The organism is Starkeya sp. ORNL1 (assembly GCF_012971745.1).
Lineage (GTDB): Bacteria > Pseudomonadota > Alphaproteobacteria > Rhizobiales > Xanthobacteraceae > Ancylobacter.
In genome coordinates this window covers 4,237,634-4,263,956 of sequence record NZ_CP048834.1, presented here as the reverse complement: position 1 = coordinate 4,263,956, position 26,323 = coordinate 4,237,634, and the positions used below count along the sequence as shown (strand labels likewise).

Annotated in this window: 16 protein-coding genes; 11 read left to right on the top strand and 5 right to left on the bottom strand. The window is 64.2% G+C overall.

Annotated elements, in window-relative coordinates; genetic code table 11:
• The first annotated feature begins 102 nt into the window (after window positions 1-102).
• Window positions 103-1,461 carry a glycosyltransferase gene (locus tag G3545_RS20275; protein ID WP_348644588.1) on the top strand — a complete coding sequence of 453 codons (1,359 nt, stop codon included), beginning with the start codon at window positions 103-105 and terminating at the stop codon, window positions 1,459-1,461.
• On the opposite strand, the gene G3545_RS20270 is transcribed toward G3545_RS20275, so the two are convergent.
• The 3 genes from G3545_RS20270 to G3545_RS20260 are packed head-to-tail and all read right to left on the bottom strand — an operon-like array spanning window position 1,431 to window position 8,963.
• A complete protein-coding gene (locus tag G3545_RS20270; protein WP_206151302.1) occupies window positions 1,431-4,568 on the bottom strand; it encodes an efflux RND transporter permease subunit in 3,138 nt (1,045 codons plus the stop codon). The genes G3545_RS20275 and G3545_RS20270 overlap by 31 nt on opposite strands.
• A 4-nt stretch (window positions 4,569-4,572) precedes the next feature.
• Window positions 4,573-7,743: a multidrug efflux RND transporter permease subunit gene (locus G3545_RS20265; RefSeq protein WP_170015076.1), complete on the bottom strand. Its 3,171-nt coding sequence runs from the start codon at window positions 7,741-7,743 to the stop codon at window positions 4,573-4,575.
• Window positions 7,740-8,963 (bottom strand): efflux RND transporter periplasmic adaptor subunit, encoded by a 1,224-nt coding sequence (locus G3545_RS20260; protein WP_206151300.1) that lies wholly within the window; start codon window positions 8,961-8,963, stop codon window positions 7,740-7,742. Before G3545_RS20260 ends, G3545_RS20265 begins: the two co-directional genes overlap by 4 nt.
• Before the next feature lie 274 nt (window positions 8,964-9,237).
• Between G3545_RS20260 and G3545_RS20255 the strand changes: the two genes are divergently transcribed.
• The 4 genes from G3545_RS20255 (at window position 9,238) to lpxD (ending at window position 16,545) form a co-directional block, all read left to right on the top strand.
• On the top strand, window positions 9,238-9,525 hold the full coding sequence (locus G3545_RS20255; RefSeq protein WP_170015074.1) for an acyl carrier protein: 288 nt from the start codon (window positions 9,238-9,240) through the stop codon (window positions 9,523-9,525).
• 195 nt (window positions 9,526-9,720) lie between these two features.
• Window positions 9,721-13,989, top strand: coding sequence for an HAD-IIIC family phosphatase (locus tag G3545_RS20250; RefSeq protein WP_170015072.1), 4,269 nt, complete (start codon window positions 9,721-9,723; stop codon window positions 13,987-13,989).
• A gap of 4 nt (window positions 13,990-13,993) precedes the next feature.
• Window positions 13,994-14,698, top strand: coding sequence for a 4'-phosphopantetheinyl transferase superfamily protein (locus G3545_RS20245; RefSeq protein ID WP_170015069.1), 705 nt, complete (start codon window positions 13,994-13,996; stop codon window positions 14,696-14,698).
• A gap of 830 nt (window positions 14,699-15,528) precedes the next feature.
• A complete protein-coding gene (gene lpxD, locus G3545_RS20240) occupies window positions 15,529-16,545 on the top strand; it encodes a UDP-3-O-(3-hydroxymyristoyl)glucosamine N-acyltransferase (RefSeq protein WP_246702923.1) in 1,017 nt (338 codons plus the stop codon).
• Between the two features lie 17 nt (window positions 16,546-16,562).
• Here lpxD and G3545_RS20235 read toward each other — a convergent pair whose 3' ends face one another.
• Window positions 16,563-18,632, bottom strand: a complete 2,070-nt coding sequence (locus G3545_RS20235) for a prolyl oligopeptidase family serine peptidase (protein WP_170015067.1) — start codon at window positions 18,630-18,632, stop codon at window positions 16,563-16,565.
• Window positions 18,633-18,802: 170 nt separating this feature from the next.
• Here G3545_RS20235 and G3545_RS20230 point away from each other — a divergent pair, with 170 nt between their 5' ends.
• The 4 genes from G3545_RS20230 to G3545_RS20215 all read left to right on the top strand — a co-directional run bounded on the left by G3545_RS20230 (window position 18,803) and on the right by G3545_RS20215 (window position 22,268).
• Entirely contained in the window at window positions 18,803-19,477 is a 675-nt protein-coding gene (locus G3545_RS20230; protein WP_170015065.1) for a TetR/AcrR family transcriptional regulator, read from the top strand.
• A gap of 510 nt (window positions 19,478-19,987) precedes the next feature.
• Window positions 19,988-20,332 (top strand): GrlR family regulatory protein, encoded by a 345-nt coding sequence (locus tag G3545_RS20225; RefSeq protein WP_170015063.1) that lies wholly within the window; start codon window positions 19,988-19,990, stop codon window positions 20,330-20,332.
• Window positions 20,333-21,326: 994 nt separating this feature from the next.
• Window positions 21,327-21,575 carry a hypothetical protein gene (locus G3545_RS29995; RefSeq protein ID WP_348644587.1) on the top strand — a complete coding sequence of 83 codons (249 nt, stop codon included), beginning with the start codon at window positions 21,327-21,329 and terminating at the stop codon, window positions 21,573-21,575.
• A 522-nt stretch (window positions 21,576-22,097) separates the two neighbouring features.
• Window positions 22,098-22,268: a hypothetical protein gene (locus G3545_RS20215; RefSeq protein ID WP_170015061.1), complete on the top strand. Its 171-nt coding sequence runs from the start codon at window positions 22,098-22,100 to the stop codon at window positions 22,266-22,268.
• A gap of 662 nt (window positions 22,269-22,930) precedes the next feature.
• Here the strand turns inward: G3545_RS20215 and G3545_RS20200 are convergent.
• Entirely contained in the window at window positions 22,931-23,851 is a 921-nt protein-coding gene (locus G3545_RS20200) for a LysR family transcriptional regulator (protein WP_170015057.1), read from the bottom strand.
• Window positions 23,852-23,982: 131 nt separating this feature from the next.
• Between G3545_RS20200 and G3545_RS20195 the strand changes: the two genes are divergently transcribed.
• Window positions 23,983-25,137 carry an SRPBCC family protein gene (locus tag G3545_RS20195; RefSeq protein WP_170015055.1) on the top strand — a complete coding sequence of 385 codons (1,155 nt, stop codon included), beginning with the start codon at window positions 23,983-23,985 and terminating at the stop codon, window positions 25,135-25,137.
• A 4-nt stretch (window positions 25,138-25,141) separates the two neighbouring features.
• Window positions 25,142-26,314 carry an SRPBCC family protein gene (locus tag G3545_RS20190; protein WP_206151298.1) on the top strand — a complete coding sequence of 391 codons (1,173 nt, stop codon included), beginning with the start codon at window positions 25,142-25,144 and terminating at the stop codon, window positions 26,312-26,314.
• The last annotated feature ends 9 nt before the right edge of the window (window positions 26,315-26,323 follow it).

The window sequence follows — 26,323 nt, the reverse complement described above, 5'->3', positions numbered from 1 at the left end:
GCACTTGCATAGACGGTATTAAATTACATCCAGTTTTTTTGCCTGCGCGGATAATGTCGGCACGGCAGGGTATACGTAGAGGAGACAACGGCACATTATCGATTGAAGATAAGAGGTCGCCGATCTTCTCAAAAATGGAAGAAATATTTGCGCATTTTGATCATAGCGGTGGGTACACGCGGGGACGTGCAGCCTCTTGTAGCCCTAGCAAGAACGCTACTGGTCAAAGGTCATTCGGTCCAGCTTGCAAGCTTGTCAACGTTTGCCTCTTTGTGTGAAAGCAACGGTGTAAACTTCATCCCATTAAGGGGTGATCTGGAAAGCGAAATGAAGAATGCAGCGGGCGCCGAGCTTGGCTCGGCAGGCCGCAATCCATTTTCAGCGACAGCTGCATTTAAGAATATCATAGAACAAAATATAGTCGACTGGACCCGAACAATCCGCGCCGCTGCCGCCCAATGTGATGTCATTGTTGCAGCTGGAACGGCGGTTTTCTTCAGTCTTGGTTTGGCCCGCGCATTTCAAATACCTTTGGTGCAAGTTTATCTGCAGCCGGTATTGCCCTCTGCACAAGCTGGAAGCCCACTGCTTCCGCAGCTTCCGTTCCGGCTGCCGGGCTTTATGAATTCCGCTCAATATGCAATTGCCGCCCAGCTTTTATGGCAAGTTCTACGGCCAGCTATCGCTCGAAGCGAAGCGGAGCTTTCGGGAAACGCTTCGGTACCCCTGCTCGTCCCCTTCAAGAGCATGCTGCATGCAAGGCAAACTATCTTGCTTGCCTATAGCCGTCACCTGGTCCCACAGTCCGGGCAGCCACCAAACGTTCTCAACACCGGTTTCTGGCAGCTTGATCGTTCGCCCGCCTGGAAGCCGACGCCCGACCTCGCGCGCTTTCTAGGCGCGGGCCCGCCCCCGATTTATGTCGGCTTCGGCAGCATGCCGATACGTCAGCCAAGACAGGTTGCGCATGCCATCCTGGCGGCTGTGCGCTCGCTTGGAGCGCGGGCCATTCTCGACGCGGGCTGGAGCACGATGGAGCCGTCCGACCTGCGCGACGACGCCATCGTCATAAAGAACGTGCCGCACGACTGGCTGTTCGAACATGTCGCCGCTGTCGTCCACCATGGCGGCGCGGGAACCACGGCGGCGGCGCTGCGAGCCGGGCGGCCATCGGTAATGGTGCCGTTCATTCTCGACCAGTTCTTCTGGGCCGAACGCCTGCATGCGCTGCACGTAGCTCCCCCGGCGCTGCCCTTCGACAGGCTGGGCGAGCGGCGGCTTGCCGCCGCCCTCAAACAGGTAATGGGCGATTCCAAGCTTCGCGAGAATGCGAAACGCCTTGGGCAACAGGTGCGTTCTGAAGGCGGCGTGGCACTCGCCGCAGAGCGCATCGAGCGCGTCGTGCCGAGCACAATTCGGCCGAGCGCAGCTCAGCCGGCCTCGGTCGCGAGCGTGTCCTGAGCCGGCTCGGTCTTGCGCGCCCGGCGCCGACGGAACCAGTCCATATAGAGATAGATTACCGGCGTGGTGTAGAGGTTGAGGACGCCTGACACCATCAGCCCGCCGATGATCGCATAGCCGAGCGGTTGCCTGATCTCGTAGCCGGGGCCGGTGCCGAGCGCCAGCGGCAGCGCGCCGACAATGGCCGCGAGATTGGTCATGACGATCGGACGGAAGCGCAGCACGCACGCCTTGTAGATGGCGTCCGCACTGGAAAGCCCTTCGCTGCGTTCCGCTGACAGCGCGAAGTCGATCATCAGGATCGCGTTCTTCTTCACGATGCCGACCAGGAGGATGATGCCGATGAAGGCGATCAGCGACAATTGCTGTCCGCTCAGCAACAGCGCCAGCAGGGCGCCAAGGCCGGCGGATGGAATGGTCGAGAGAATGGTGAAGGGGTGGACATAGCTCTCATAGAGCACGCCCAGCACGATATAGATGGTGAAGATCGCGGCGAGCAGCAGATAGGGCTCGGAGCCCGATGACGAGTTGAAGGCGCCGGCCTTGCCCTCGAAGCTGGTACGCAGCGTGCCCGGCGGGCGCAGCTCCGCCACCGTGTCCTCGATCTTCGCAATGGCCTGATTGAGGGCGACGCCGGGCGCGAGGTTGAAGCTGATGGTGATGGAGGGGAACTCGCCCTGGTGGGGGATCACCAAAGCGGTCTCGCCTTCGCTGGTCTTGGTCACCGCCCGCAGCGGAATCTGGCTGCCGTCCGGCGCCTTTACATACACGCTCTGCAGCGTGTCGATCTCGGCCTGCAGATTGGCGTCCACTTCCAGCACGACATAATACTGGTCGGTCGTCGCGTAGATGGTCGAGACGCGGCGCTGGCCGAATGCGCTGTAAAGCGTGTCGTCGATCACCTGCGGCGAGATGCCGAGCTGGGCGGCGCGGTCGCGGTCAATGTCGAGAATGACCTGGAGCCCGCCATTCTGCAGGTCGGCGCCGACATCGCGCAGCTCCGGCAATGTGCGGAACCGGGTGAACAATATGTCGAACCAGTGATCGAGTTCCTCCCAGTTCTCGTCCTGCAAGGTGAACTGGTACTGGCCCTTGCCCTCGCGGGCTCCGACATTGAGATCCTCGACCGGCTGCAGATAGGTGCGGGTGCTCGGCAGCGCGGAGAGCGCCTCGCGCAATTCGTCGATGATCTCGGTGACGGCACCACGCTCGGAGCGTGGCTTCAGCATGATGTAGAAGCGGCCGGTGCTGACGCTTGCCGCGCCGCCGCCGGTATCGACAGACGTTGTGCCGATCGAAGAGGTGACGTTCTCCACCGCGGGATGCTCGCGGATCGCCTTGGCGACGGCGATCTGGCGCAGGCGCATGGCGGCGAAGGAGGTGTCGGGCGGCGCCTCGGTGATGCCGATGATGACGCCGGTGTCCTGCGTCGGCATGAAGCCGCTGGGCATGATGGCGTAGAGTGCGATGGTGCCGACCGCGCACAGTGCGGTCAGGAACAGCATGAAGCGCCGATGGTCGAGCGCGTGGCGCAGGCTGCGGGCATAGCCATCGAGGATGCGGTCGAAGCCCCACTGGATCCAGCGGCCCAGCCTGCCCTCCCGGGGCTCGCTGTCGTCGGCGTGGCGCACCTTCAGGAACCGTGCGGCGAGCGCAGGGGTAAGAGTCAGCGAGACCACGGCCGAAATGAGGATGGAAACGCAGAGCGTCACCGAGAATTCCCGCATGATCACCCCGATCACCCCGGGAAACATCAGGAACGGGATGAAGGCCGCGACCAGCGACAGCGTGATGGCGACGATGGTGAAGCCGATCTGGGCGGCGCCCTTCACCGTCGCCTCCAGCCGGCCAAACCCCTGCTCGCGGAAGCGCGCAATGTTCTCCACCATCACGATGGAATCGTCGATCACGAAGGCGATGGCGACGGTGAGCGCGGTCAGGGAAATGAGATCGAGGCTGTAGTCGAGGAAGTACATCACGATGAAGGTGCCGGCGAGCGCCACCGGGATCGACATGCCGGCAATCAGCGTCGCCCGCGTATCGCGCAGGAACAGCAGGATGGTTCCGATCACCAGCAAGGTCGTCGCCAGGAAGGTGAGCTGCGCATCGTGCAGCGTGCCGCGTATGGTGACGGTGCGGTCGGCAATGATATCGACATGGATCGAGGGTGGCAGCCAGCGACGGATCTGCGGCAGCGCCTCGCGCACGCGGTCCACCGTGGCGACGATATTGGCGCCGGCCTTGCGCTGGATGTACACGAAGATCGCCGGGTCGGTGTTCAGCCAGCCGCCGACGCGGGTATCGACCACGCTGTCGGCCACGGTTCCGATATCGCCGAGCCGCACGTTGGCGCCATCATGCTGGGCGACGATGAGCCGCGAGAAGGCGGCGGCATTGGTAAGCTGGCTGTCGGTGACGATGGCCTCCGACCGATAGTCATTGTCGAGGCTGCCGGTCGGCAGCGTGACGCTGCCAGCCACGATCGCGGCGCGGACATCGTCGAGGCCGATGCCGACCGAGGCCATCGCCGCCGGGTTCATGCGCACCCGGACCGCCGCCTTGGCTGCGCCCTGGACGACGACATTGCCGACGCCTTCGAGCTGCGCGAGCTTGTCGACGATGACGCCATTCACATACTTGATCACCTCATCCGGCGGCAGCGTATCGCAGCGGATGGAGAGGAAGACGGCTGGAATCAGGATCGGATTGATCTTCTTGAACACCGGCCGGCTCGGCATGTCCTTCGGCAGTTCGTCGCCCGCCGCGCTGATGGCGGCCTGCACGTCGACCGCCGCCCCGTCGACGTTGCGCTCCGGCGCGAACTGCAGGGTGATCTGGGTGTTGCCGAGCGTGTTGATCGAGGTCAGTTCGGTGATCGAGGCGATGCGGCCGAGCCGACGCTCCAGGGGCGTCGCGACGGCACTCGCCATGGTCTCCGGGCTCGCGCCGGGCAGCTGCGCGGAGACGACGATGGTCGGCACGTCGATCGCCGGCAGAGTGGCAATGGCGAGTTGCCGGTAGGCGGCAGCGCCGATCAGCATGATGCCGATGGCGATCAGCATGCTTCCGACCGGTCTGCCGGCGAAGAGGCGCGCGAGGCCGGTCACCTGGCTATCCCTCCCCGGTAAAGCGCGGCAGCTCGGTGTCGGAGATGCGCGGCAGTCGGGGCATAGGCGCTTGCGCGGGTGGGCTCGAGGGCGCGACCGTCGAGGGCACGCTTGCGGCCTTGCCTTCGAACGTGAAGCGGCTGAACAGCAGGTAGATGACCGGCGTGGTGTAGAGCGTCAGAAACTGCGAGATGATCAGGCCACCAACGATGGCGATGCCGAGCGGCTGGCGCAGCTCGGCGCCGGCGCCGTGCGCCACGGCGAGGGGCAAGGCGCCAAGCAGCGCCGCCATGGTTGTCATCATGATCGGCCGGAAGCGCAGCAGGCAGGCCTGCCGGATCGACTGTTCCGGCGACATGCCGGACGAGCGCTCGGCCTCGCGCGCGAAGTCGATCATGATGATCGCGTTCTTCTTCACGATGCCGATCAGCAGGATGATGCCGATCAGCGAGATCAGGTCGAGCTCGCGGCCGAGCAGATAGAGCGCGGCGAGCGAGCCGAGGCCCGCCGATGGCAAGGTGGAGAGGATGGTGATCGGGTGGATGAAGCTCTCATAGAGCACCCCGAGCACGATATAGACCACGACGATCGCTGCCAGGATCAACAAGGGCTGGCCTGCGAGCGAGCTGCGGAACTCCGCGGCGCTGCCCGTGAAGGCGGTGGCGATCGCCGGCGGCAGGCCGATGGCGCGTTCGGTCTCGGAAATGGCGTCGATGGCGGCGCCCAGCGAGTAGTCGGGCGGCACGTTGAAGGACAGTGTGACGACCGGGAAGCGCCCGAGATGGCTGATCGTCAGTGGTGCGGTCTCGGTGTGGAAATCGGCGACGGTGCTCAGCAGCACCGGTGTCCCGCCGTCCGACTGCACATAGAGCGAGCGCAAGGCGGAGGGATCGGTCTGGAACCGCGGATCGAGCTCCAGAATCACATGGTACTGGTTGAGCTGGGTGTAGATCGTCGAGATCTGCCGCTGCCCGAAGGCGTCGTACAGCGTATTGACGATGGAGTGGATCGACACCCCCAGCTGGGCCGCCTTGTCGCGGAAGATCGTCATCCGCGTCTGCAGGCCGCCGCTATTATTGTCGGTGGCGAGATCGGCCAGTTCCGGACGCTGCCTCAGCGCGTCCGCGAGCTTCGTCGACCAGTCCGCCAGCTCTGCCGTGTCGGGATCCTGCAGCACATATTGGTATTGGGTACGGCTGACGCGGTTGTCGATCTGGATGTCCTGCGCCGCCTGCATGAAGAGCGAGATGCCGGCAATGGGGGCAACAGTGTCGCGGATACGCGCCATGACCTCTTCGGCACTGGCGTCACGCTCGTCCCGCGGCTTGAGGTTGATATATAACTGGCCGCTGTTCGCCGTCAGATTGACGGAGCCCGAACCGACGAAGCTCACGAGGCTCGCCACATCCTTGTCGGCGAGAATCGCGCTTGCCATGCGCTGCTGGGCCGCGACCATGGCACCGAACGAGATGTCGGGCGGCGCATCGGTTACCCCGATGATCATGCCGGTGTCCTGCTGCGGCAGGAACCCTTTCGGCACGATGAGGTAGAGCACCCCGGTCGCCACCATCGCCCCGATGGTGATGCCCAGCATCAGCCGCCGGCGCGCCAGCACCCATTCGAGGCTCTTCTCGTAGAGCGCGATCTGCCGGTCGAACAGCCAGTCGTACCAGGACGGCTCGCGCGGCTTCTCCGGCTCGCGCTTCAGGAACTGCGCGCACATCATCGGCGTCAGCGTCAGCGACACGATGCCGGAGACGATGACGGCGACGGTGAGCGTGACCGCGAACTCGCGGAACAGCCGGCCGACCACGCCGCTCATCAGCAGCAGCGGAATGAACACGGCGACCAGCGAGAAGGTGAGCGAGATGATGGTGAAGGTGATCTCGCGCGCGCCCTTCACCGCGGCTTGCGTCGGCGAGGCGCCGTTCTCGATGTGGCGGACGATGTTCTCGATCATGACGATGGCGTCGTCGACGACAAAGCCGGCGGCGATGGTCAGCGCCATCAGCGAAAGATTGTTGATGCTGAAACCGGCCGCGTACATCACGCCGAAGGTGCCGATCAGCGACACCGGCAGCACGATGCTCGGGATGATCGTCGCCCACGCCTTGCGCAGATAAAGGAAGATCACCAGCACCACGAGCGCCACGGACAGCACCAGCGTGAACTCGACTTCGGCCACCGATGCGCGGATGGTCTCGGTACGGTCGCTCAATATGTCGATCTTGACGCTGGCCGGCACGGCGCCGCGCAGCTGGGGCAGGATCGCCTCGATGCGCTCCACCGTCTCGATGATGTTGGCGGAAGGCTGGCGCTTCACATCCACCAGGATCGCGGGTCGCTCGTTCTGCCAGCCGGCGAGGCGCACATTCTCGACACTGTCGGTGACGGTCGCGACGTCCTTCAGCCGCACCGGCGCCCCGGCGCGATAGGCGATGATGATATCGCCATAGGTCTCGGCGGAGAGCAGCTGGTCGTTGGCGGCGATGGTGTAGGACTGGCGTCGCCCGTCGAGATTGCCCTTCGGCGCATTGACGTTGAACTGCGCCACGATCGCGCGGAGATCCTCCAGCCCGAGATTGAGCGCTGCGAGCGCGCCGGGCACGACCTGGATGCGCACGGCGCGCTTCTGCCCGCCCTGGATCGAGACCAGCCCGACGCCCTCGACCTGCGACAGCTTCTGCGCCAGCACGGTCTCGGCGAAATCGTTGACGCGCGAGAGCGGCAGCGATTGGGAGGTGAGCGCCAGCACCATGATCGGTGCATCGGCGGGGTTCACCTTGTTGAAGACCGGTGGATTGGGCAGCTCGGCCGGCAGCGTTCCCGCCGATGCGCTGATCGCCGCCTGGACGTCCTGCGCGGCCGAATCGATGTTGCGGCCGAGGGTGAAGCGCAGCGTGATGGCGCTGCGGCCGAACGAGCTTACCGAACTGATCGCGGCGAGCCCGGGTATCTGGCCGAGCTGCGCCTCGAGCGGCGTCGTCACCGAGGAGGCGACGACATCGGGGCTGGCACCGGTGAGAAGGGTCGTCACCTCGATCGTGGGGAAATCGACGGTGGGGAGCGCCGAGATCGGCAGCGCCCTGTATCCGAGCAATCCCAGCAACACGATGCCGATGGTGAGGAGCGATGTGGCGATCGGTCGATGGATGAAGGGCTCGGAGAGGCTCATGAAGGCGGCGCCGCGCTACGCTCCGACCCCGGATAGAAGGGCTGGCCGTCGCCGCCCGGCCGCTCCGCGCCGCTGATCGAGACGCGGTCGCCGGGCTGCAGCTTGTACTGGCCATCGACGACGATGCGCTCGCCGCGCGACAGGCCCTGCTCCAGCGTCGCCACCCCGTCCTGCACCTGCCCGACATCGACTGCGCGCATGGCGACCCTGTCGTCGGCGCCGATGACATAGACATAGGTGCCCTGCGGCCCGCGCTGCACCGCCGGCGCCGGCACCACGATGGCGTCCGGCTGCTGCATCAGGAGAAGGCGCACGGTGACGAACTGACCGGGCCACAAAGCATTGTTCGTATTGGCGAATGTCGCCTTCAGCTTGAACGTGCCGGTCTTCGGGTCGATCTGGTTGTCGACCATAGTGAGCGTGCCCTCGGCGAGCTGGGTCCGGCTGTCGCGGGCAAAGGCATAGACCGGCAGTCCCCGGCTTTTCGCGAGCTGCTCGGACACCTGCACCCGATCTTCCTGGGGAAGCGAGAACACCACCGAGATCGGCTGGAGCTGGGTGACCACGACGATCACCTTGCGGTCGATCGCCATGATCATGTTTCCGGTATCGACCTGCCGCAGCCCGGCGCGACCGTCGATCGGCGATGTGATGCTCGTATATTCGAGGTCGAGCCGCGCGCGCTCCGCCTCGGCCTGCGCGGCCTCGATGGTCGCCTGGAGCTGGCCGACATCCGCGCGCTTGCCGTCGAGCGCCTGCCGCGAGCCGACACCGGACTTCTGCAATTCCTCGAGCCGTCCGAGGTCGGCCTTGGCGGCGACGATCTTCGCCTCGCTGACACGGACCTGCGCCTCGGCCTGTCGTACCGCTGCCTGATAGGGGCGCGGATCTATGACGGCGAGCACCTCGCCGGCCTTGACCTCCTGCCCTTCGACGAACAGCAGCTGATCGAGCTGTCCATCCACGCGCGAGGTGACGGTGACCGAATTGAACGCCTGGACCGAACCGAGCCCGGTGCGGAAGACCGGCACGGTCCGCTTCTCGGCGAAAGCGGCGATTACAGGGGTTGCGCCCGCCCCGCTGGCGCTGCGCAGGTCATCGACAATACCTGGACTCTTCGGAGCAATAGCACTCCATCCAATCTGAGTACTGGACACGATGCTCCAGCCGACGCCGCCAAGCAGCATCAGCACCAGGAATTTCTTTGTGTAGGGCCTCATCACAGTGCCTGCCTGCCCCCTCGGCAAGTAATCATGCGGCATAGTGCATCGACCGAGTTCGGTTTGCAACGCAACAGTTCATTTGCGGCACCATGGCACCTTTTTCGCAAGGATCGTTAGCCAGTGCGGGTTACAGCGGCCTGACAGTGTAGACAACGGCGATTGTGCATTGCATTATGTTGTGGGGGCGGGATAAACAAGTGGTGAGATTCCCACTTGGTATTTCCGCAAAAATTATTCTCTAAAAACGTTGATCTGACGTTAGGGAACAGTTATGCGGAAAGATGATCCTCGTATTGATGAGATCATTGCCGTCGTTGCCGGGGAGACTGGCCTGGATCCGAAGTCGATCGATGCCGAGACACCGATCGCGGATCTCGGCATATCCTCGCTCGATCTTATTGAGACGATCTTCAAGCTCGAGAGCCGATTCGGCATCGAAATCCCGAATGATGGCCCCCTGAACAACACCGGCGTGACCGTCGGAGCATTGATCAATGAAGTACTGGCGCTCCTTGATGGAGTCGCCAGGGGCGGAGCCTTGGCGAAGCCCGCAGCCTAGCAGTGCCGAATGGGTTCCGACCCTGTCGTTTCGACGCGTGTCCTTGCTGAAGGCCTGGCCGCTGCTCGATCGAAGCCAAGGATTCGGACGGTGCATTAAAACTAGAAGGCAGCCGGCGGCGCCGTGTTTTTGCGGGCGCGGACCGCGGCTTGAGTCAGGGGCGAATCAATGGATGCCTTGTCGCGAGACGGGTGGGTGGAACTCACATCGCGTCAGCGGTCGATTTGGCTGGAGCTGCAGTCCTTCGGCAATGCCGCGAGCTATCAGATAGGCGGCTACACACGTATCGATCGCAGCATATCTCCCGAACTGTTCCGCCAGGCTGTCGGCATCGTCATGGCGCGCAACGAAGCGCTGATGCTTCACGTCGACCCGTTCGAACCGCGGCAGCGGCTGGAGCGAGGATTTTCCCCGCCCGTCCATTATATCGATTTCTCGAATGAGCCCGATGGCGAGACGGCGTTCCTCGCCATGGCCGAGAGCCTGTTCGCGACGCCGCTGCCGCTCGGCGACAACCCGCTGTTCAGCATGACGCTCGCCAAGATCGACGAGGACATCTGGTACAGCCTGCTGCGCAGCCATCATCTCATCGTCGACGGGCTGTCCATTCCCATCCTCACGCGGATGATCGCGCAGGCCTATGACGCGCTCGTCGACGACAATGAGGAGGCGTTGCCGAGCGGCTCCGCCTATTTCGACTTCGCCGACGAGGACACCCAGTATCGCGGCTCGGCTCGCGCCCCCCGCGATCTCGAGCATTGGAAGGAGCGGCTGTCTCCGCTTCCCGAACCGGTCTTCGCCTCGCGCCCGCCGCACGCCGTCAGCGCCGACGCCGTTACCCGAGCGCCCGCGGTGCTGTTGCCATGGGAATTGCCGCGGGAGGATTATGCCCGGTTTCTTGCGGCTTGCGACGCCGTGAACGTACGTCCGCTGCCGGCGCTGCTCGGGCTCACGGCCGCGCTGGCCGGAGACCTGACGCAGTCGGAAAGCGTCGTTCTCGGCGTCGCCGTGCCGGGTCGCGGGCGCTCTGCGCGCAGCAAGGTCGGAATGTACAACGGCGCGATGCCGGTGCCGATCCGGATCGAGCCGCAGATGGACCTCGGAGCCATCGCCACGCATGTGGGCGAACAGCTCGGCCGCGACTATCCGTTCCAGCGCGCGCCGGTCGACGAGATCTGCCGCGCGCTCGGGGTCGGCCGGGAAGGCCGTCGCGGCGTGTTCGATATCTTCCTCTCCTACATCCCGGCCGAACTGACGAACTTCGATTTCAGCATGGCAGGGGTGAGCATCGAGCCCGCCATCCTGCGCGGCCCCGAAGCCAATCCTCTCGCCATCTATGTGTCCGAGAACAACCGGCATCGCCCGGTGCTGGTCGAGTTCGCCTTCAATCCGGCCTATCTCGATCGGGCACGCGCGGAGACGCTGCTGGATCGCTTTAAGCGATTGTTCGCGCGCTTCTGCGACGACCCCGCGAGCAGGACCGCCGACCTCGATCTCTTCACGGCGACAGAGCGTCGGCAGGTTCGCGGCATGCCCACGGCGGAGACTCCTGCCGTGCATATTGTCTCGAGTTTCACCGCCGAGCCGATCGGCACCACCCTCGCCTATTGGACGGCACGGCTCGGCTTCGGCGCGAGCCTGTCATTTGCCGGCTATAACCAGGTCTTCCAGGAGCTGATCGATCCGGCGAGCGCGACCCGTTCGGGGGCGGCGAAGGGGAACGTCGTCCTGCTCCGCATCGAAGACTGGCTGCGCTTCCGCAGCGGCGACGATCCGGGATCGGATGCCGCTCCCTTCCTGCGCGAAATCGCCAGCTCTTTTGTCTCCGCGCTGAAGGCCGCCGCCGCGGCCTCGCGAGTTCCCTGTGTCGTCGTCATCTGCCCGCCATCGCAGGCGTGGGATCGCGGCGGCGTCCAGGCGCAATTGCAGACCGAGATCGAGACCGTGCTGCGCCAGGGGCTCGCCACGCTCGCCAATGTCGGCTTCATCGATCATGCCGAGGTGCGCCGGCTCTATCCAACCGCCGCCGAGCAGGATCCGGAAAGCGATCGGCTCGGCCATGTTCCCTACAGCGCGGCAGGCTACTCCGCGCTGGCCACCTGCGTGGCGCGCCGCCTGCACCTCATGCTGCGTTCCCCGATCAAGGTCATCGTCGTCGATTGCGACAACACGCTGTGGGGCGGGGTCGTCGGCGAGGACGGTGTCGAGGGCATCAGCCTGGAGGCGCGGCACCTCGCCTTGCAGGCACGGCTGGTCGAGGCCGCCAATGCCGGCGTCCTAATCGGTCTGTGCAGCAAGAACATCGAGGCCGACGTGCTCGCCGTGCTGCAGCAGCGAGACGACATGCTGCTCAAGCCGGAACATGTCGTCGTGCATCGCATCAACTGGCAGCCGAAATCGGCCAATCTGCGCTCGATGGCCGCCGAGCTTTCGCTTGGCGAGGACAGCTTCGTCTTCCTCGACGACAACCCGGTCGAGATCGCCGAAGTCCGCGCCAACTGCCCGTCGATCATCGCTGTCGGCGTCGATTTCCTGTCGCCCGAGGGCAGCGATCCGCACCATCTCTGGCCGCTCGACGTCGCAGTGGCGACCGCGGAGGACCGCAAGCGGACCACGTTCTACAAGGAGAATGCGCGTCGTTCCGAACTCAAGCGCGGGGCGGGGGACTATGCGCGCTTCATCGAGGAATTGCAGCTTGAGATCCGCACGGCGGAGCCCCGCGAGGACGAGCTGAAGCGGCTTCAGCAGCTGACCGAGCGCACCAACCAGTTCAACATCAATGGCATCTGGCGCACCGCCGCGGAATTCGCCGCCGCGCGCGGCGATGCGCTGGTGCGGGCGATATCGGTGGCCGATCGCTTCGGCGACTACGGCCTCGTCGGGCTGATGCTGGCGCACCGCGACGGGACCACCCTGGTCACCGACGCCTTCCTCATGAGCTGCCGCGTGCTTGGCCGCGGCGTCGAGCATGCCATGATCGTCGAGCTGGGACGCTTCGCACTGGCCCATGGCCTCGACACGGTTCGCGTCGACGCGCTGAACCTGCCGCGCAACCAGCCGGTGCGCCAGTTCCTCGCCGCGCTCCCGGGCGCGATCGTCGCGCCGGATGGAGCGGTGACGTTCGCTGCGCCCGCGCAGCAGGCGGCGGACGCCCGCTTCCGGCCGGAAGAGGCGCCGGCTGAAGAGGTCGACCTCACCGAAGTGCCTGCCGCCAGTTCCAAGCCCGGCGCGCTCGCCCCCGAGACCTGGGAACTGATCGCGCGCCAGCTCAATCGCGTCGATGCCGTGGAGCAGGCCGCGCGCGCCGCCAGTACGGTCGAGCGCACCAGCGCCACGGCCTATCGCGCGCCGCGGACCAAGCTGGAGGCGGAACTCGCGACCACCCTCGCCGAGATACTCGGCGTCGAGCGCGTCGGCATAGACGACAATTTCTTCGAGATCGGTGTCCACTCGCTCCTCGCCGTGCAGTTCGTCGCGCGGATCCGCTCGCAATACGGCATTGCCTTGCCGATACGCGCACTGTTCGAACGCCCGCAGCTCGCCGAACTGGTTGAACTGGTGGCCCAGCAAAGCGGCGCCGGCGGCGGCTATGCCGCAGTGGTGCCGCTGCAGACCGGCGACGGCGGCCCGCCGCTGTTCTGCGTGCATCCGGCCAATGGCGACGCGGTGTCCTTCATGCGGCTCGCCAAGGCGCTCGGCCCCGGCCAGCCGGTCTACGCCTTCGAGGCCATGGGGCTCGCGCCCAACGAACCGATGGCGGCGAATGTCGAAGAGATGGCGGCCGCCTATCTCGACGAGATGCGCCGGGTCCAGCCCAAGGGGCCATATCACCTCATCGGCTGGTCGTTCGGCGGTGTCATCGCCTATGATATCGCGCATCGGCTGCGGCAGGCCGGCGAGGAGATCGGCCTGCTCGCCTTCATGGACACGCCGACCCCTTATGGGCGCGACGAGCCCGATCTCAGCTTCGACGAGGTGATGCGCATCCTCGCCGCCGACCTTGAGACGATCGAGCGCAAGTTCGAGCTTCCGGGCAAGCGGCGGGTCAGCGACCGCACCGTCACCATCGAGCAGGTCATCGCCACGGCGCAGCGCATGGGCGTCGCGCCACCGGAATATTCGGTGCCCGAGGCGAAGCGGAAGATCGCGGTCTACGCCAATTGCGTGCATTTGTTCCGGCGTTACAATCCGCCCGCGAGCGACGTGCCGATCCTCCTGTTCCGGGCCACGCGCCAGAAGGGGATGGAGTATCGCTGGCGCGCCTATACCAGCGGCGCGATCAGCATCCGCAACGTCCGCTGCAATCACGTCCAGATGGGCTTCGAGCCCTATACGCTGACACTGGCCAGAGACCTCCTCGCGGTCCTGCAGGGCGAGCAACTCGAGATGAAGCGCTGGCGCGCCGTGGCGCGCCGCGTGTCGAACGTGCTCGCAAGCGGGGCACGCTTCCTGCGGGCGGCCTGACGAGGTGGATGCGCGCGACCGGGGCGAGGCAATCGAGATCTGGCGCATCGCGTTGGACGAGATCGACCTCGCGACGGCAACCGAGGTTCTCGACCTCGGCGAGATCAGCCGAGCGGACAGTTTCGCCACGCCGCTGCTGCGCCGGCGCTTCCTGTCGCGTCGGATGGCCTTGCGGCAGATACTCGCTTGTCGGCTCGGCATCGCGCCCGCGCGCGTCGCGCTTGAGCTGAGCGCCCAAGGCAAGCCGCGTCTCGTCGATCGGCCCGGCCTGTTCTTCAATGTCTCGCATTCCGGAGCGCTGGGACTGCTTGCCCTCAGCACACGCAGCGAACTCGGGATCGACATCGAGATGGTCCGGGACGTGCCTCGGTGGACCGAGATCGTGCGCGAGTTCTTCGCGGAAACGGAACGTGAGGCACTGCTTCGCTCCGATCGGACTGTGAGCACGTTCCTCGCTTTCTGGACGCGAAAGGAAGCGGTCGCCAAGGCGACCGGGCTCGGCCTCGATCTGCCCTTGAGCAGCTTTACCGTCGCGAAGCTCGTCGGCGCCGAAAGCTCCGCAGTGACCATTCGCGGATTGAGGGGGGCAGCGCGCACATGGCATGTGCGGGACCTGATGTCGGGTCCCGAGCACATCGCCGCTCTGGCAAGTTCCAGCGCGTATGCCGAGATCAAGTGGAAGTCGTTCCCCGTATTTGGCGAGCGCTGACGCCTCGATCCGGAAGCGAACGCAGGCACCCGTGTGACTCGCCTGAAGATACAGCCGCACCATCCGATGCCGACCAGCATCACGGATGATCGCCACCGCCCGCGCTGAAAGCTTGTTGCCTGCGAACGGCGGCGGACAAACAAGAACGGAGATTTGGCGGTGGGGCCAGTCTACGGCGAACTGCTCTCCGTCCCGGTATCCCTGCCCTACGGGATTTTGCGCGGAATTGCGTCATCCGCTTTCGGTGAAGGACGCAGATGCACGCAATAATATTTCGACATACAAGGCCTTTAGTCGAACACGCTTGAGCCGATCATGCGTCGCAATGTCAAGTCTACCTAGTAGTTGCTGCAGGGGACAAAATTGCGGAGAGCACGATGGATTCGCGGCAGACAAGACGGCCAATCGTGAAGGTGAGGTTCGGTTGAAAAATCGACCTTCAGGCGAAATTTGGTGGAGCGGTTGCTGATCTAGTCTGCGTGACGAGTTTTAGCGACCCCGGGAACACTGCAAACCCACCTTTCGAGATCAGATCGCGTTTCGATACAAAGCGCCTGTCAGCGTCGCCGAGTTCGCGCGTGAGACCTGAGACAGTCCGTTGCTAGAAGACTTGCAGGCGATGCGCTGATGAGGGGCTCGTAGGCTCGCTCCACCCCACCAGATGAAAAAACAACTTTCCTAACCGCGTCGTCCGCATGCGGGCGCGCGGTGAATCGGCCGGCCTGCAATTCCGCCCCCCGCAGGCCCGCCGACCATCTTGAACACGATATCAAGCCCCAGTCCTGCATGAAGGGAACCTCGCTGCGATCCAAGCGCCTGAACCGAGCGGAATAGCTTTGGCCGAGCTCGCGGAAGAGGTGGGATCTTCGCTTCCGGCGTCCGCCGATCCCGGCGCGCGACTGCGTGGTGGAGCAAGCCTGGAGACGGCCGAGTCCTGGCATGTGGCTTACATGGATCATGCGGGCCACGCGGAATCCTTGCGCACCACCTCGGCCGGCGCATGCATCGTCGCCGATCGCTTCGCCCACATGGTTCCGTCCGGCACTGTCGCCATCGTTGTCCGGGATCCTCACTTGGCTTACGCCAAGCTGCTCACTCGGCTGCACCCCGAGACGTTGCGGCCCAAGCCTGTCCTGGGCCAGGCCGACGTCACGACCGGATGTTTCGTCCATCCCACAGCTCAGATTGGAGCGGGCGTGGTGCTCGATCCCGGCGTCGTCATCGGAGAGCGGGTCATCGTCGGAGCCGGCACGACGCTTGGCGCCCATGTGGTGCTGGGACCGGACGTGGTGATCGGCCAGGATTGCTCCATCGGCGCCGGCGCCACCATCGTGCACTCCGGAATGGGGGATCGGGTCATCATCCATCCCGGCGTTCGCATCGGCCAGGACGGTTTCGGGTTCGCGCTGAGCGCGTCAGGCCATGTGAAGGTGCCGCAGCTTGGCCGTGTCGCGATCGGAAACGACGTGGAGATCGGCGCGAACACCACGGTCGATCGCGGTAGCGGCCGGGACACCATCATCGGTGAGGGGACGAAGGTCGATAACCTCGTTCAGATTGCCCACAATGTGCGGATCGGACGCCACTGCGTGATTGTTGCCCAGGTCGGGATCGCAGGCTCGACAGTGCTGGAGGACGGCGTTGCGGTGGGAGGCCAGAGCGCCATTGCGGGCCATCTGCACATTGGCCGGGGCGCTCAGCTGGCCGCGGCCTCTCGGCTCATGCGGAATGTGCCGGCCGGCGAACGCTGGGGCGGAATGCCGGCGAAACCTTTACGCGAGTGGTTCCGCGAACAAACAACCCTCAAGAAAATGGCAAAGCACCGCAACGGCGCCTGGTCTCTTTGACCGGCGTGCGACTGTTGTCAGCGCCGGTCGGGCCGCCCGATCTCGAGCCCGGTCCAATGGGCAGCAAAGGCCCACATGTCGGCCGTCTCCGCGATGACCTTGTCCAACGGCTTGCCGGCGCCGTGACCGGCGCGGGTCTCGACGCGAAGCAGGCGCGGCCTGGGCCCGATGTCGGCAGCCTGGATGGCGGCGATGTATTTGAAGCTGTGCCCCGGTACGACGCGATCATCGGCATCGGCCGTCGTGACGAGGATCGCGGGATAGGCATTGCCCGATGTGACATTGTGATAGGGCGAAAGCGCCAGCAGATTGTTGAACGCCGCCTCATCCCGCGGATCCCCGAAGTCGAACGTCCAAAAGCTCCCGCCGGTGAAATGGTGGAAGCGCAGCAGGTCCAGCACGCCGACGCCCGGCAAGGCCGCGGCGAACAGGTCCGGGCGCTGGTTCACCACGGCCGCTACCAGCAGTCCGCCGTTCGATTCCCCCTGGATCGCGATACCGTCCGTGCCGGCAATCCCCGTGTCCCGCAGATGTTCGGCGGCAGCGATGAAGTCGTCGAAGGAGTTCTGCTTGTTCGCCAGGCGGCCGGCATCGTGCCAGGCCTTGCCGTACTCGCCTCCGCCACGGATGTTGGCGATCGCCAGGACCCCGCCCTGCGCGACCCAGGACAGTTGCGTCGGCGCGTAATACGGCGTCATGCTGATGCCGTAACCGCCATAGCCGTAGAGCAGCGTCGGTGCCGGCGCCTGCGTGTCCCTGCGCCGGACCACGAACATCGGAATCGTCGTGCCGTCCTTCGAAGCGTAGAAGTGCTGCTCGACCTCGATGGCCGTCAGGTCGAATTTGACCTTCGGCTGCGCCCACACGGTGCGCGCCTTCGTTGCCACGTCGTAGCGATAGATCGTCATCGGAGCGTTGAAGCTGGTGAAGACCAGGAACGCCTCGTCGTCGTCCAGCGTGCCGCGGATGCCGGCGCTGCCGATTCCCGGAAGTTCGACCTCGCCATCCGGCGTCCCGTCGAGCGCGTGGCGCCGGATCGCGGTCTTGGCATCGACCAGATAGGCGGCCATGAGCCGGCGGCCGACGAGCCAGGCGTGTTGGAGGACAGCCTCGTCCTCTCTGACGAGGTCGAGCGGCTTCGGAGCGGCCTCGGCGAGATCGATCGTCACGATCTTGCGGCGCGGCGCGTCCTGGGTGGTGATGACGAAAAGGGTGGTGCCGTCGTTGCCGACGGCCGACCATTCGGCTGCGAAATCCTCGCCAACCACGGTTCGGACCGTCCAATCGCCATCCGACAGATCCACCACGCTCAGCATCGTCATCGACGATCCGGGCGTTGAATGGATCACGAGGTAACGCCCGTCCTCGGTCGCCCCCGCGAGGTGCAGCAGGTGCGGGCGATCCGGCGTGGCATGGACGAGCCTGTCGTCGGCTTGGGGCGTTCCCAACCGGTGGAGGTACACCGCGTGATTGGCCACACCGGCATGCGAGGCAGTGCCCAATTCGGGCTCCGGGTAGCGGGAGTAGAAGAAGCCGGATCCGTCCTTCGCCCAGGCGATGTTACCGAAGCGCGCCCACTTGATCTCATCACCCAAAAGCTCGCCCATATCGACGTCAAGCACCTTGATCTCACGCCAATCGGTGCCGCCGCGCTGCACGCCGTAGGCGACGTACGCGCCGTCGTGTGATGCATCCCATTCCGCGATCGCGTCGGCGCCGTCGTCGGACCAGTCGTTGGGGTCGATCAACACCCTGTCCGGCCCGTCCACGCCCATCCTTACATGGAGCGCGCCCTGGTTCTTCAGGCCTTGCCTCTTGATGTGGAAGTACCGGTCGCCGCGCTTCAGGGGCACGCCGGCCTGCTCGAAGTCGAACAGCTCCGACAATTGCTTCCGAAAAACGTCCCGACCGGGCAGGCCGTCGAGATAGGCGCGCGCCAGGTCGTTTTGCTGGCGTGCCCATCCGGCGACCTCCGGGTCATGGCGGGCGTCGTTTTCCAGCCAGCGATACGGGTCGGCGATCCTGTGCCCAAAATGGGTTTCGGTCACGTCGGCGCGGCGCGTTTGCGGATACATGATGGAGGTCATTCTCTGGCTGGCCCTCGTTTCGCGATCACTCGTCCGACGTCGCCTATGCCGGGGGCAGCGACACCAGAATATGTCACTTAGTGACATTAAGCATGTCCCTAAATGTCAACATTGTGACGACTTGAACGACGCAGCGCTTGGGAGCAAATGAAGGGTGCAGGAGCAGGAGCTTGGCCCGAGAAAACACCCGCCTGGAACTTTCCAGACATGCAGCCCGGTTGTTCCTGGAGCGGGGCGTCGCCGATACCAGCGGCGATGACATCGCCGCGGCCGCCGGCGTCTCCACGCGCACGGTCTGGCGCCACTTTCGATCGAAAGAGAGCGCCGTTGAGCCGCTGTTTGCGCATTCCTCGCTGAGGTTTGCCGCCATGCTGCACCGATGGCCCAGGGACGTTTCGATTGAAGACCTGTTCCATGCGAGCTTCGGGCCGGGCAACCAGTCGCCGCAGGACATCGCCGACGACATTCTCCTGGTAAGGCTCCTCGCCCGGCTGCCGGAGGAACCTGAGTTGCGAACCGCATGGCTGATGTCCTGTCATCTCGGCGAAGAGCACCTGATCGAGGTCATCGCGGAGCGCCTCGATCGACCACGCGGTGACTTCGAAGTTCGCCTGTGCGCCGCGACCGTGATGGCGGCGATTCGCGTCGTCGACGAGACCGTCAGCCTTGCCGCCATGAAGTATGGATTGAAGACGACCCTCACGGAGGTGAATGAGCACCTCGCCCAGGCCATCCGCAAGGCCAGCACCCTGCCGTTCTGCGATCCGATCGCCCCGCGGATATGGCCGGACGACAAACTCGCGCCCTCGTTGGCCAAGGCCGCGCAGAATGACCCCAGCCAATGACGGTATGGCCCGGCCCGTCGAAGGCGATCCGCGTGCCCTTGGCGAAGGGGTGCGGGCCCTCAGGGCAAAGCCAACGGGCCCCGGAGCAAGGAGCGCCAGCGGTGCGACGTGCATGGCTCGTCGTGCTTTGAAATTACATTGAAATATGGGCGGTCGTTTTAAATGACCTGGGGTTCCACAACTCCTACAAACTCGAGATGGTCGTCCATGAATAAGTAAATACAGCCATATCCGCCGGATTTTGGTGTAGCCCCCAGAGCCGAATCTGTACCGAAATCCGCAGCAAGGGAGTGGCGGTGAAGCTTAGAGGCTCGACCGTGCTTAGGGAGCCGAGACGGTGAGATTAGAATACCTAATTCACGGCGTAACGTCTTAGGAATGCAAAAAGTAACTATTGCCGGCGCGCCGTCTGAGGCTTCGAGGCTCAACACCATCCGCTCGGCGGCGCATCAATTCTCCTAGTCGAATAGCGCGGCCACTGGCGCCTTGTGGCAGCGCGAGAGCCCATCTATGGTGCTCGCATTAGGCGAGTTAGTGACAAATACAATGCAGAATGGTCTGTACGTTGTGCGTTTCGAAACGGCATTAGGGCAAGGATCTGGCGTGGTCGTCGTGCGCGACGGGTCAATCGGCGGCGGTGACACAGGCACGTTCTACCGGGGCTCCTATACGATTGAAAATAGACAAGCAACCGCGACTATCACGGTAGGACGCTATCTGCCGGGCTGGTCAGTTCTCGGCGTTGAGGCAGCAACTATCACGCTCAAAGGGCCCGTTACCTGGAATTCCGCCGCGCTTGAGGGGCAAGGCCCAGGTGGCATTCCGTTCAAATGCTTCCTGACCCTTATTCCCTAGCCCGCGCCGACGCTGATGAAAATGCCGGCCACGGTTCTCACCGCCGTGGGTGTCCCCAAAATTGGAGGACCCGCATGAACGGTTTGCTCGCCTTTACCCATACTGGTTCCATGGCCGGCATGGCGGACCCGACGCGAGGAGCGCGCGGTCGCGCCATCCACGAAATTTACGCCCCACAAAGCGTTGCTATCGCTCGCAAAAGCCCGAAAGTCCGGAGTTCGGCCGCATCGTACGACCTCGCCGTCGGCCTTCCGCCCGGTGCCCATCGCCGCGGCCGCGTCTCCGGCACGCCGGGAATGAACGCAAGCCTTCATTTTGCTATGTCTGCGTGTTCTAAGGAGAGGTCGCTATTTCGCGACTGGGGGTCTTCCTGATGAATTATTCGATTGCGCTGGTTTGTACACTTCTTGCCATCACGGCAGTCGCCTCCACTGAGGCGAGTGCCGTCACGTGCGCGCGCGGCGTAGTAAGGGCGGGCTGCGCGGGGCCAAACGGCGCCGTAGTCGTCCGCCGCCCGGTCGTGGCCGCGCCGGTGGTGGTTGCGCCGGTAGTGGTGGCGCCTCGCCCCGTCGTCGTTGTCCCGGTGACGCCACGCTGCCGCTACGTCAATGGTGTTCGCGTCTGTCGGTAACGCCTATGCGGCAGCATAGCCGCTACATTTGCTACGGTTCTTGAGACCATCGAGAACCGTAGCAACATTGGCAAATGCAGCAGGGATGCACCCGTAAGCCAGATTTCCTGCCGGTCATCCCTCGAGTATCGGCACGACGTTGTCCAAGGCGGCGCCGGTCGCATAATCCTCCCATGCCTTCATCGGCCGGCGGCGCTTTTCCAGCGCGCCACAGCAAGGCGCGGCCCGAACGCTTGGGACGCAGCAGCCGCAGCGAGCCCGACCGCACGCTGCCCGCTGCGACACAGGTTTGCCCACCTCATGTGGAATTGTGGTTCCCGGAAGGGTAGCCAGCCCTGGCTACCCAGCCAGAGGAGGCCTTCCATGTGCGATTACAGCCTTGAGTCTGTCGCCTCTCGACCAGCCAAGGTCGGAGACAAACTGGTTTCGAGCCTCTTTCCGAACTCGGGAACGCGCGGCTTCGCCGCTGCCGGTGAGCCGGAAGTTGCGGTGTGCCTGCTCCCTGGAACGGAACTGGCCTTCGATAAGCCGGTCGAATTCGAAGGGCGGATTGCCTTCTTTTCGACCCGTAAAGTCAACCAGAGCGTCGCTCGGTTCCGCCATATCAATTAGAACACACCACGCGCGCATCATGATGCGCTGGAGTTTGCCGACGGGAGAATTGTCCTGCTCACGCGTTTGACCCAAGGGCAGATTGCGCACGTACTGCAGCTGCCTGCGGATTCGCGTGTGGAGAAGTCGGCGCCTGAGGCGGCCATTGGTCGATCCTTTGTGGATTGAAGAGTGGGCGTGTCAAAGGGCATCGGCGGGCACGCTTAGCCGATGCCTGCATGAGGCTCTCTTCGCTCCAGGACACGTGACGCTCCTCGCTCCAGGCGACGCGCCCAAAAAGAAAGGGGCCGCTCACGCAAGCGGAGCGGCCCAAGTCTAGGGAGGAAACGCCCAAGGAGGGCAGCGGGCGCGACGCCAATCGCGCCCCGCATTGCAGCAGTATCGCATGGAACGGTGACAGTTCGGTGCTTGAACTTTCCTCTGGAATGATGGGGATATTTCTAATTTTTAAGCAGTTGCATATCGACGCAGCAGCGCATCGCGATAGGCTGGCTAGCCGTGGCAACCTCTCCAGACGAAATCATGCAAGAAAAACTGACTGCCCTTCGAGCCCGCCTGCTCCGGGCCCAGCACGAACTCATCGTGTCCGCGGCTGACGCAGGCACCATCCCGTCCGACAACGCGCTGCGGAAGATTGCTGACCTCGAAGTCGCTATTGGCGCCGTAGAGTCCATGCTCGAAGCCGACAAATGAGCCGCGACCTCCGAGCCGCCCCCATAGCATGGGCAAGGCGCGGCTCGGGCCGCGAGGGGGCTCACCTGCAATCCCTTTCGTCCGCGCCAGTGGATGCTCGGCCTCATAAAGCTACACCGAGCATTTTGAGGCTTTCGATCGCGCGCGCGTTTCCCTGAGCGGCAGCTTTTCGGAACCATTCGTTTGCTTTTTGGCGGTCGGGTGTTCCGCCTTGGCCATCGAGATAGATCCTTCCCATGGCGCCCTGCGCAGCAGCATTTCCCTGCTCGGCCGCTTTGAACAGCCAATACTTCGCGATCTCGTTGTCCGGCGTTAAACCCTGAGCTCCGGCGCCGTAGGCCGAACCAAGCTGTTCTTGCGCGGCCGGCCAACCGACGCATGTACCCAGGAATGATGGACCGGCTGCAATGGACCGCAGCCACCGACATTACCCGCCATCTGGCGCCTTCGTTCTGAAAAGAACTGCTCACTCCACTCCTTAGGCGGGCTGGACGTCCCCGTTTTGGCGGCGAGCATCGGCTGCGGTCGCTCCGGCATTTGGACCGCATTTCGACTCGCGTGCTTTCAAGAACCATCGCAGGCTCGGGCCATAGGCGGCCCCCGGCGAACGGGGACAACTCGTCACCACAGGCGCGCTGGCGCGAGCGACAATGCCCTGCGCACTATGCTCGCGTTCCCTGGCGGGACGCGAAATACGCGACCGCATGGTCAGTGAACCGCCGAAGTATGAGCCCGCGGTGAGCGCCATCGCGCGAGGCGAGCACAATGCGCAGCGGACGCACATTATTGTCGATCTGGAGGGTCTCCACCCTCCCTCCGTCATAGGTGATCGGGGACGGCGGGCGCATCACCAGCAGCGTGAAGCCGAAGCCCGCCGCGACCGCGCTGCGTACCGATTCCAGCGAGGTGGAGATGTACGAGATGCGCGGGCTGATACCGATTTCGTCCAGCAGTCCCTCGAAATAGCTGCGGCTCCCCGGGCCATCGAGCATCACATAAGGCTCATCGGCCAACTCCGCGAGATCGACCGAGCAGCGGCCAGCGAGCCGATGGCCGGCGGCGAGCACGACCATCGGCCGGAGCGCGGCGAGTTCGACGAACGCCAGCCCATCGGGCTCCCCTCCGCGATCATAGGTGAGCGCCAGATCGATCGAGCCCTCCCTGAGGGAGTGCGCGAGATCGGCCAGCGACATCTCTCGCTGGCGGACGATAACGCCTGGCGCCTCGTCGGCGAAGGCGCGAATGAGGCCGGCGGCATAGAAGGGCGACAGCGTCCAGAAAACGCCGAGCCGGATCTCGCCCGCGGCCTCTGCCGCCAGGGCCGAAGCCTCGCGCTCGACCTGCTGCGCCTGCTGTTCAAGGCTGGTCACGTGCTGAAGGAAGATGCGCCCCTGAAGGGTCAACGTCAGCCCTCGCGCGTGGTGGCGGTCGAACAGCACGAGGCCGGTCACGCCCTCAAGCTTGTCCAGCGCCTGCGCCACTGAAGGCTGCGAGATATTGAGGGCACGCGCTGCCTGCGCGATGCCGCCATGCTCGGCGACGGCGCGGAAATAAGTGCATTGGCGCAGCGTATAACGAACCATATTCGAGCTTGTCTAAACCAAGGATATTTGAGTTTTCACCTATCTTAAAAAAAGTTCAATCTGGTTCTCGAGCACACGCCAGTTCGACCGGAACAAGGCTCGGCTCTATTGCGAAGACGAGGATGTCCGCCATGTCGCTAGCCCAGCCCGTCGCCGAGTTGATCGAGACCGCCGGCCGGCCGTTCGAGGATGCGCGCGCGATGCCGCCGAGCGTGTATACGAGCCCGGAATTCCTTGCCCGCGAGATCGAGACGATCTTCTCGAAGGAATGGATTTGCGTCGGCCGCTCGAATGGGCTCGCCAATGCTGGCGACTATCTTACCTACGAGCTTGCCGGCCAGCCGGTCATGGTGCTGCGCGACAAGGACGGCCAGTTGCGCGCCTTCTCCAATGTCTGCCTGCATCGCATGTCTACTCTGCTGGAAGGCTCCGGCAACAAGCGTGCGATCGTCTGCCCCTATCACGCCTGGACCTATGGCCTCGACGGCCACCTGCGAGGGGCGCCGTTCATGACTGAGACCACCGGCTTCTGCAAGGACGACTACGTCCTGCCGTCGATCCGCTGCGAGGAATGGCTCGGCTGGATCTACATCACCCTCGACAAGGATCGTCCGAGCGTCGCCTCTGCGCTGCGCCCGCTGGAAGAGATGATCGCCCAGTACCAGATGGAAGACTACGTGGAGTGCTTCCGCGAGACCCATGTGTGGGACACGAACTGGAAGGTACTCGCCGAGAATTTCATGGAGAGCTACCACCTGCCGGTTTGCCATGCGGGCACCGTGGGCGGCCACTCAAAGCTCGAAGAGATGGAGTGTCCCCCGGGTCTGGCCGCCTTCAACTATCACTGGATCACCAAGGAGGCGTCGCTGCCGATCGGCAATGCGCACCCGGACAATACCCGCCTCGAAGGACGCTGGCGCAAGACCACTGCCCTGCTCGCCCTCTATCCCAGCCACCTCATCACGCTGACCCCCGGCTATTTCTGGTACCTGTCCCTCCACCCGAAGGGCACCGGCCAGGTGGCGATGGTGTTCGGGGGCGGGCTGTCGCCGGAATTCATGGCCGATCCGCGCGCCGGCGAATATGTGGCGACGCTCAAGAACCTGCTGGACGAGGTGAATGTCGAAGACCGCGGCTGCACCGAGAAGGTGTTCCGGGGCATGAACGCTGGCGCGGCGCGGGCCGGCCATCTGTCCTATCTGGAGCGCCCGATCTACGACTTCATGCACTACATCGCCGACCGGGCCACCGGCTTCGATCGCTCCTTCGCTCTTGCGGCGGAGTGAGGCAATGGCAATCGGTGCGCTCTCCGATATCGCCACGATGAACGAGACGTTGCGGGCGGTCGCCGCGCTCCCCGAGCACGGGGCGCAATGCCTGCCGGGCCGCTTCTACACCGATCCCGACTATTTCAGGTATGAGGTGGAAACCTTCCTCGCTAGGGAATGGCACTGCCTCGGCCGGGCCGACGAGATCCCGAAGCCCGGCGACTACTTCACCACACGATTGTTCAACGAGCCGCTGCTGGTGGTGCGCGGCGACGATGGCGTCGTGCGGGTGCTGACCAACCTCTGCCGCCATCGCGGCATGCCGCTCGCCGAGAACTCCGGCTCGACGCGGCGTTTCGTCTGTTCCTACCACGCCTGGAGCTATGGCCGCGCCGGCGAGCTGATCAACGCACCGCGCATGCGCGACAAGGGCGTGACCGAGGAAACCTGCAGCCTGCCCTCGTTTCGAAGCGAGATCTGGAACGGCTTCATCTATGCCAATCTCGATCCGGAGGCCCGCCCGCTGAGCCCGCGGCTCGGACAGCTCGGACAATTGCTCGCCAATTACGAAACCGCCGGGATGCGGATCGTGCGCACCTTCGAGGAGGAGTGGCAGACCAACTGGAAGTGCCTCGTGGAGAACTTCATGGAGGCTTACCATCTCTCGGTGGTGCATCCGGAGACGCTGCATCCGTATACGCCGACCGGCCTCAGCCGGAAGTCGATGTCGGATGACGCCTTCACCTCCTATTGCGCCAACTATCCCGAAACGGCGGCGGCGCGGGGCTTGGGCGCGCCCGGCCTCAGCGAAGAGGAGCGCCGGCGCTCCACGCTGTTCTGCCTGTTCCCCACCCAGATCGCCAGCCAGGCAGCGACACTGCTGGTCTCGCTCTCGATCCAGCCGCTGGCTGTCGACCGCATCCGGGTGCGTTGGACGATGTCGACCCATAGTGACGAACTCACCCAGGACGAGCTCGAAAGCCGGATCGCGCTGTGGCACGAGGTCAATCGCGAGGATCGCGAGAAGCTGGAGAAGATGCAGCGCGCCCTCTCCTCCCGCTTTGCCCCATCGGGACCGCTGGCGCCCCGCGACTATGAAGGCACGATCTGGGACTTCTACCGCTATCTCGGCCGGCAGCTGCCGGACGCAGCGCCCGCAAGCGAGCGGAACGTCGTGGCCTTTGTTGCGACCTAGAGACCGCCT

Coding starts and splice junctions, on each gene's coding strand:
- G3545_RS29995 (WP_348644587.1), top strand. CDS start 21,327: ATGTGCGATTACAGCCTTGAGTCTGTCGCCTCTCGACCAGCCAAGGTC.
- G3545_RS20265 (WP_170015076.1), bottom strand. CDS start 7,743: ATGAGCCTCTCCGAGCCCTTCATCCATCGACCGATCGCCACATCGCTC.
- G3545_RS20215 (WP_170015061.1), top strand. CDS start 22,098: ATGCAAGAAAAACTGACTGCCCTTCGAGCCCGCCTGCTCCGGGCCCAG.
- G3545_RS20225 (WP_170015063.1), top strand. CDS start 19,988: ATGGTGCTCGCATTAGGCGAGTTAGTGACAAATACAATGCAGAATGGT.
- G3545_RS20200 (WP_170015057.1), bottom strand. CDS start 23,851: ATGGTTCGTTATACGCTGCGCCAATGCACTTATTTCCGCGCCGTCGCC.
- G3545_RS20255 (WP_170015074.1), top strand. CDS start 9,238: ATGCGGAAAGATGATCCTCGTATTGATGAGATCATTGCCGTCGTTGCC.
- G3545_RS20235 (WP_170015067.1), bottom strand. CDS start 18,632: ATGACCTCCATCATGTATCCGCAAACGCGCCGCGCCGACGTGACCGAA.
- G3545_RS20260 (WP_206151300.1), bottom strand. CDS start 8,963: ATGAGGCCCTACACAAAGAAATTCCTGGTGCTGATGCTGCTTGGCGGC.
- G3545_RS20190 (WP_206151298.1), top strand. CDS start 25,142: ATGGCAATCGGTGCGCTCTCCGATATCGCCACGATGAACGAGACGTTG.
- G3545_RS20195 (WP_170015055.1), top strand. CDS start 23,983: ATGTCGCTAGCCCAGCCCGTCGCCGAGTTGATCGAGACCGCCGGCCGG.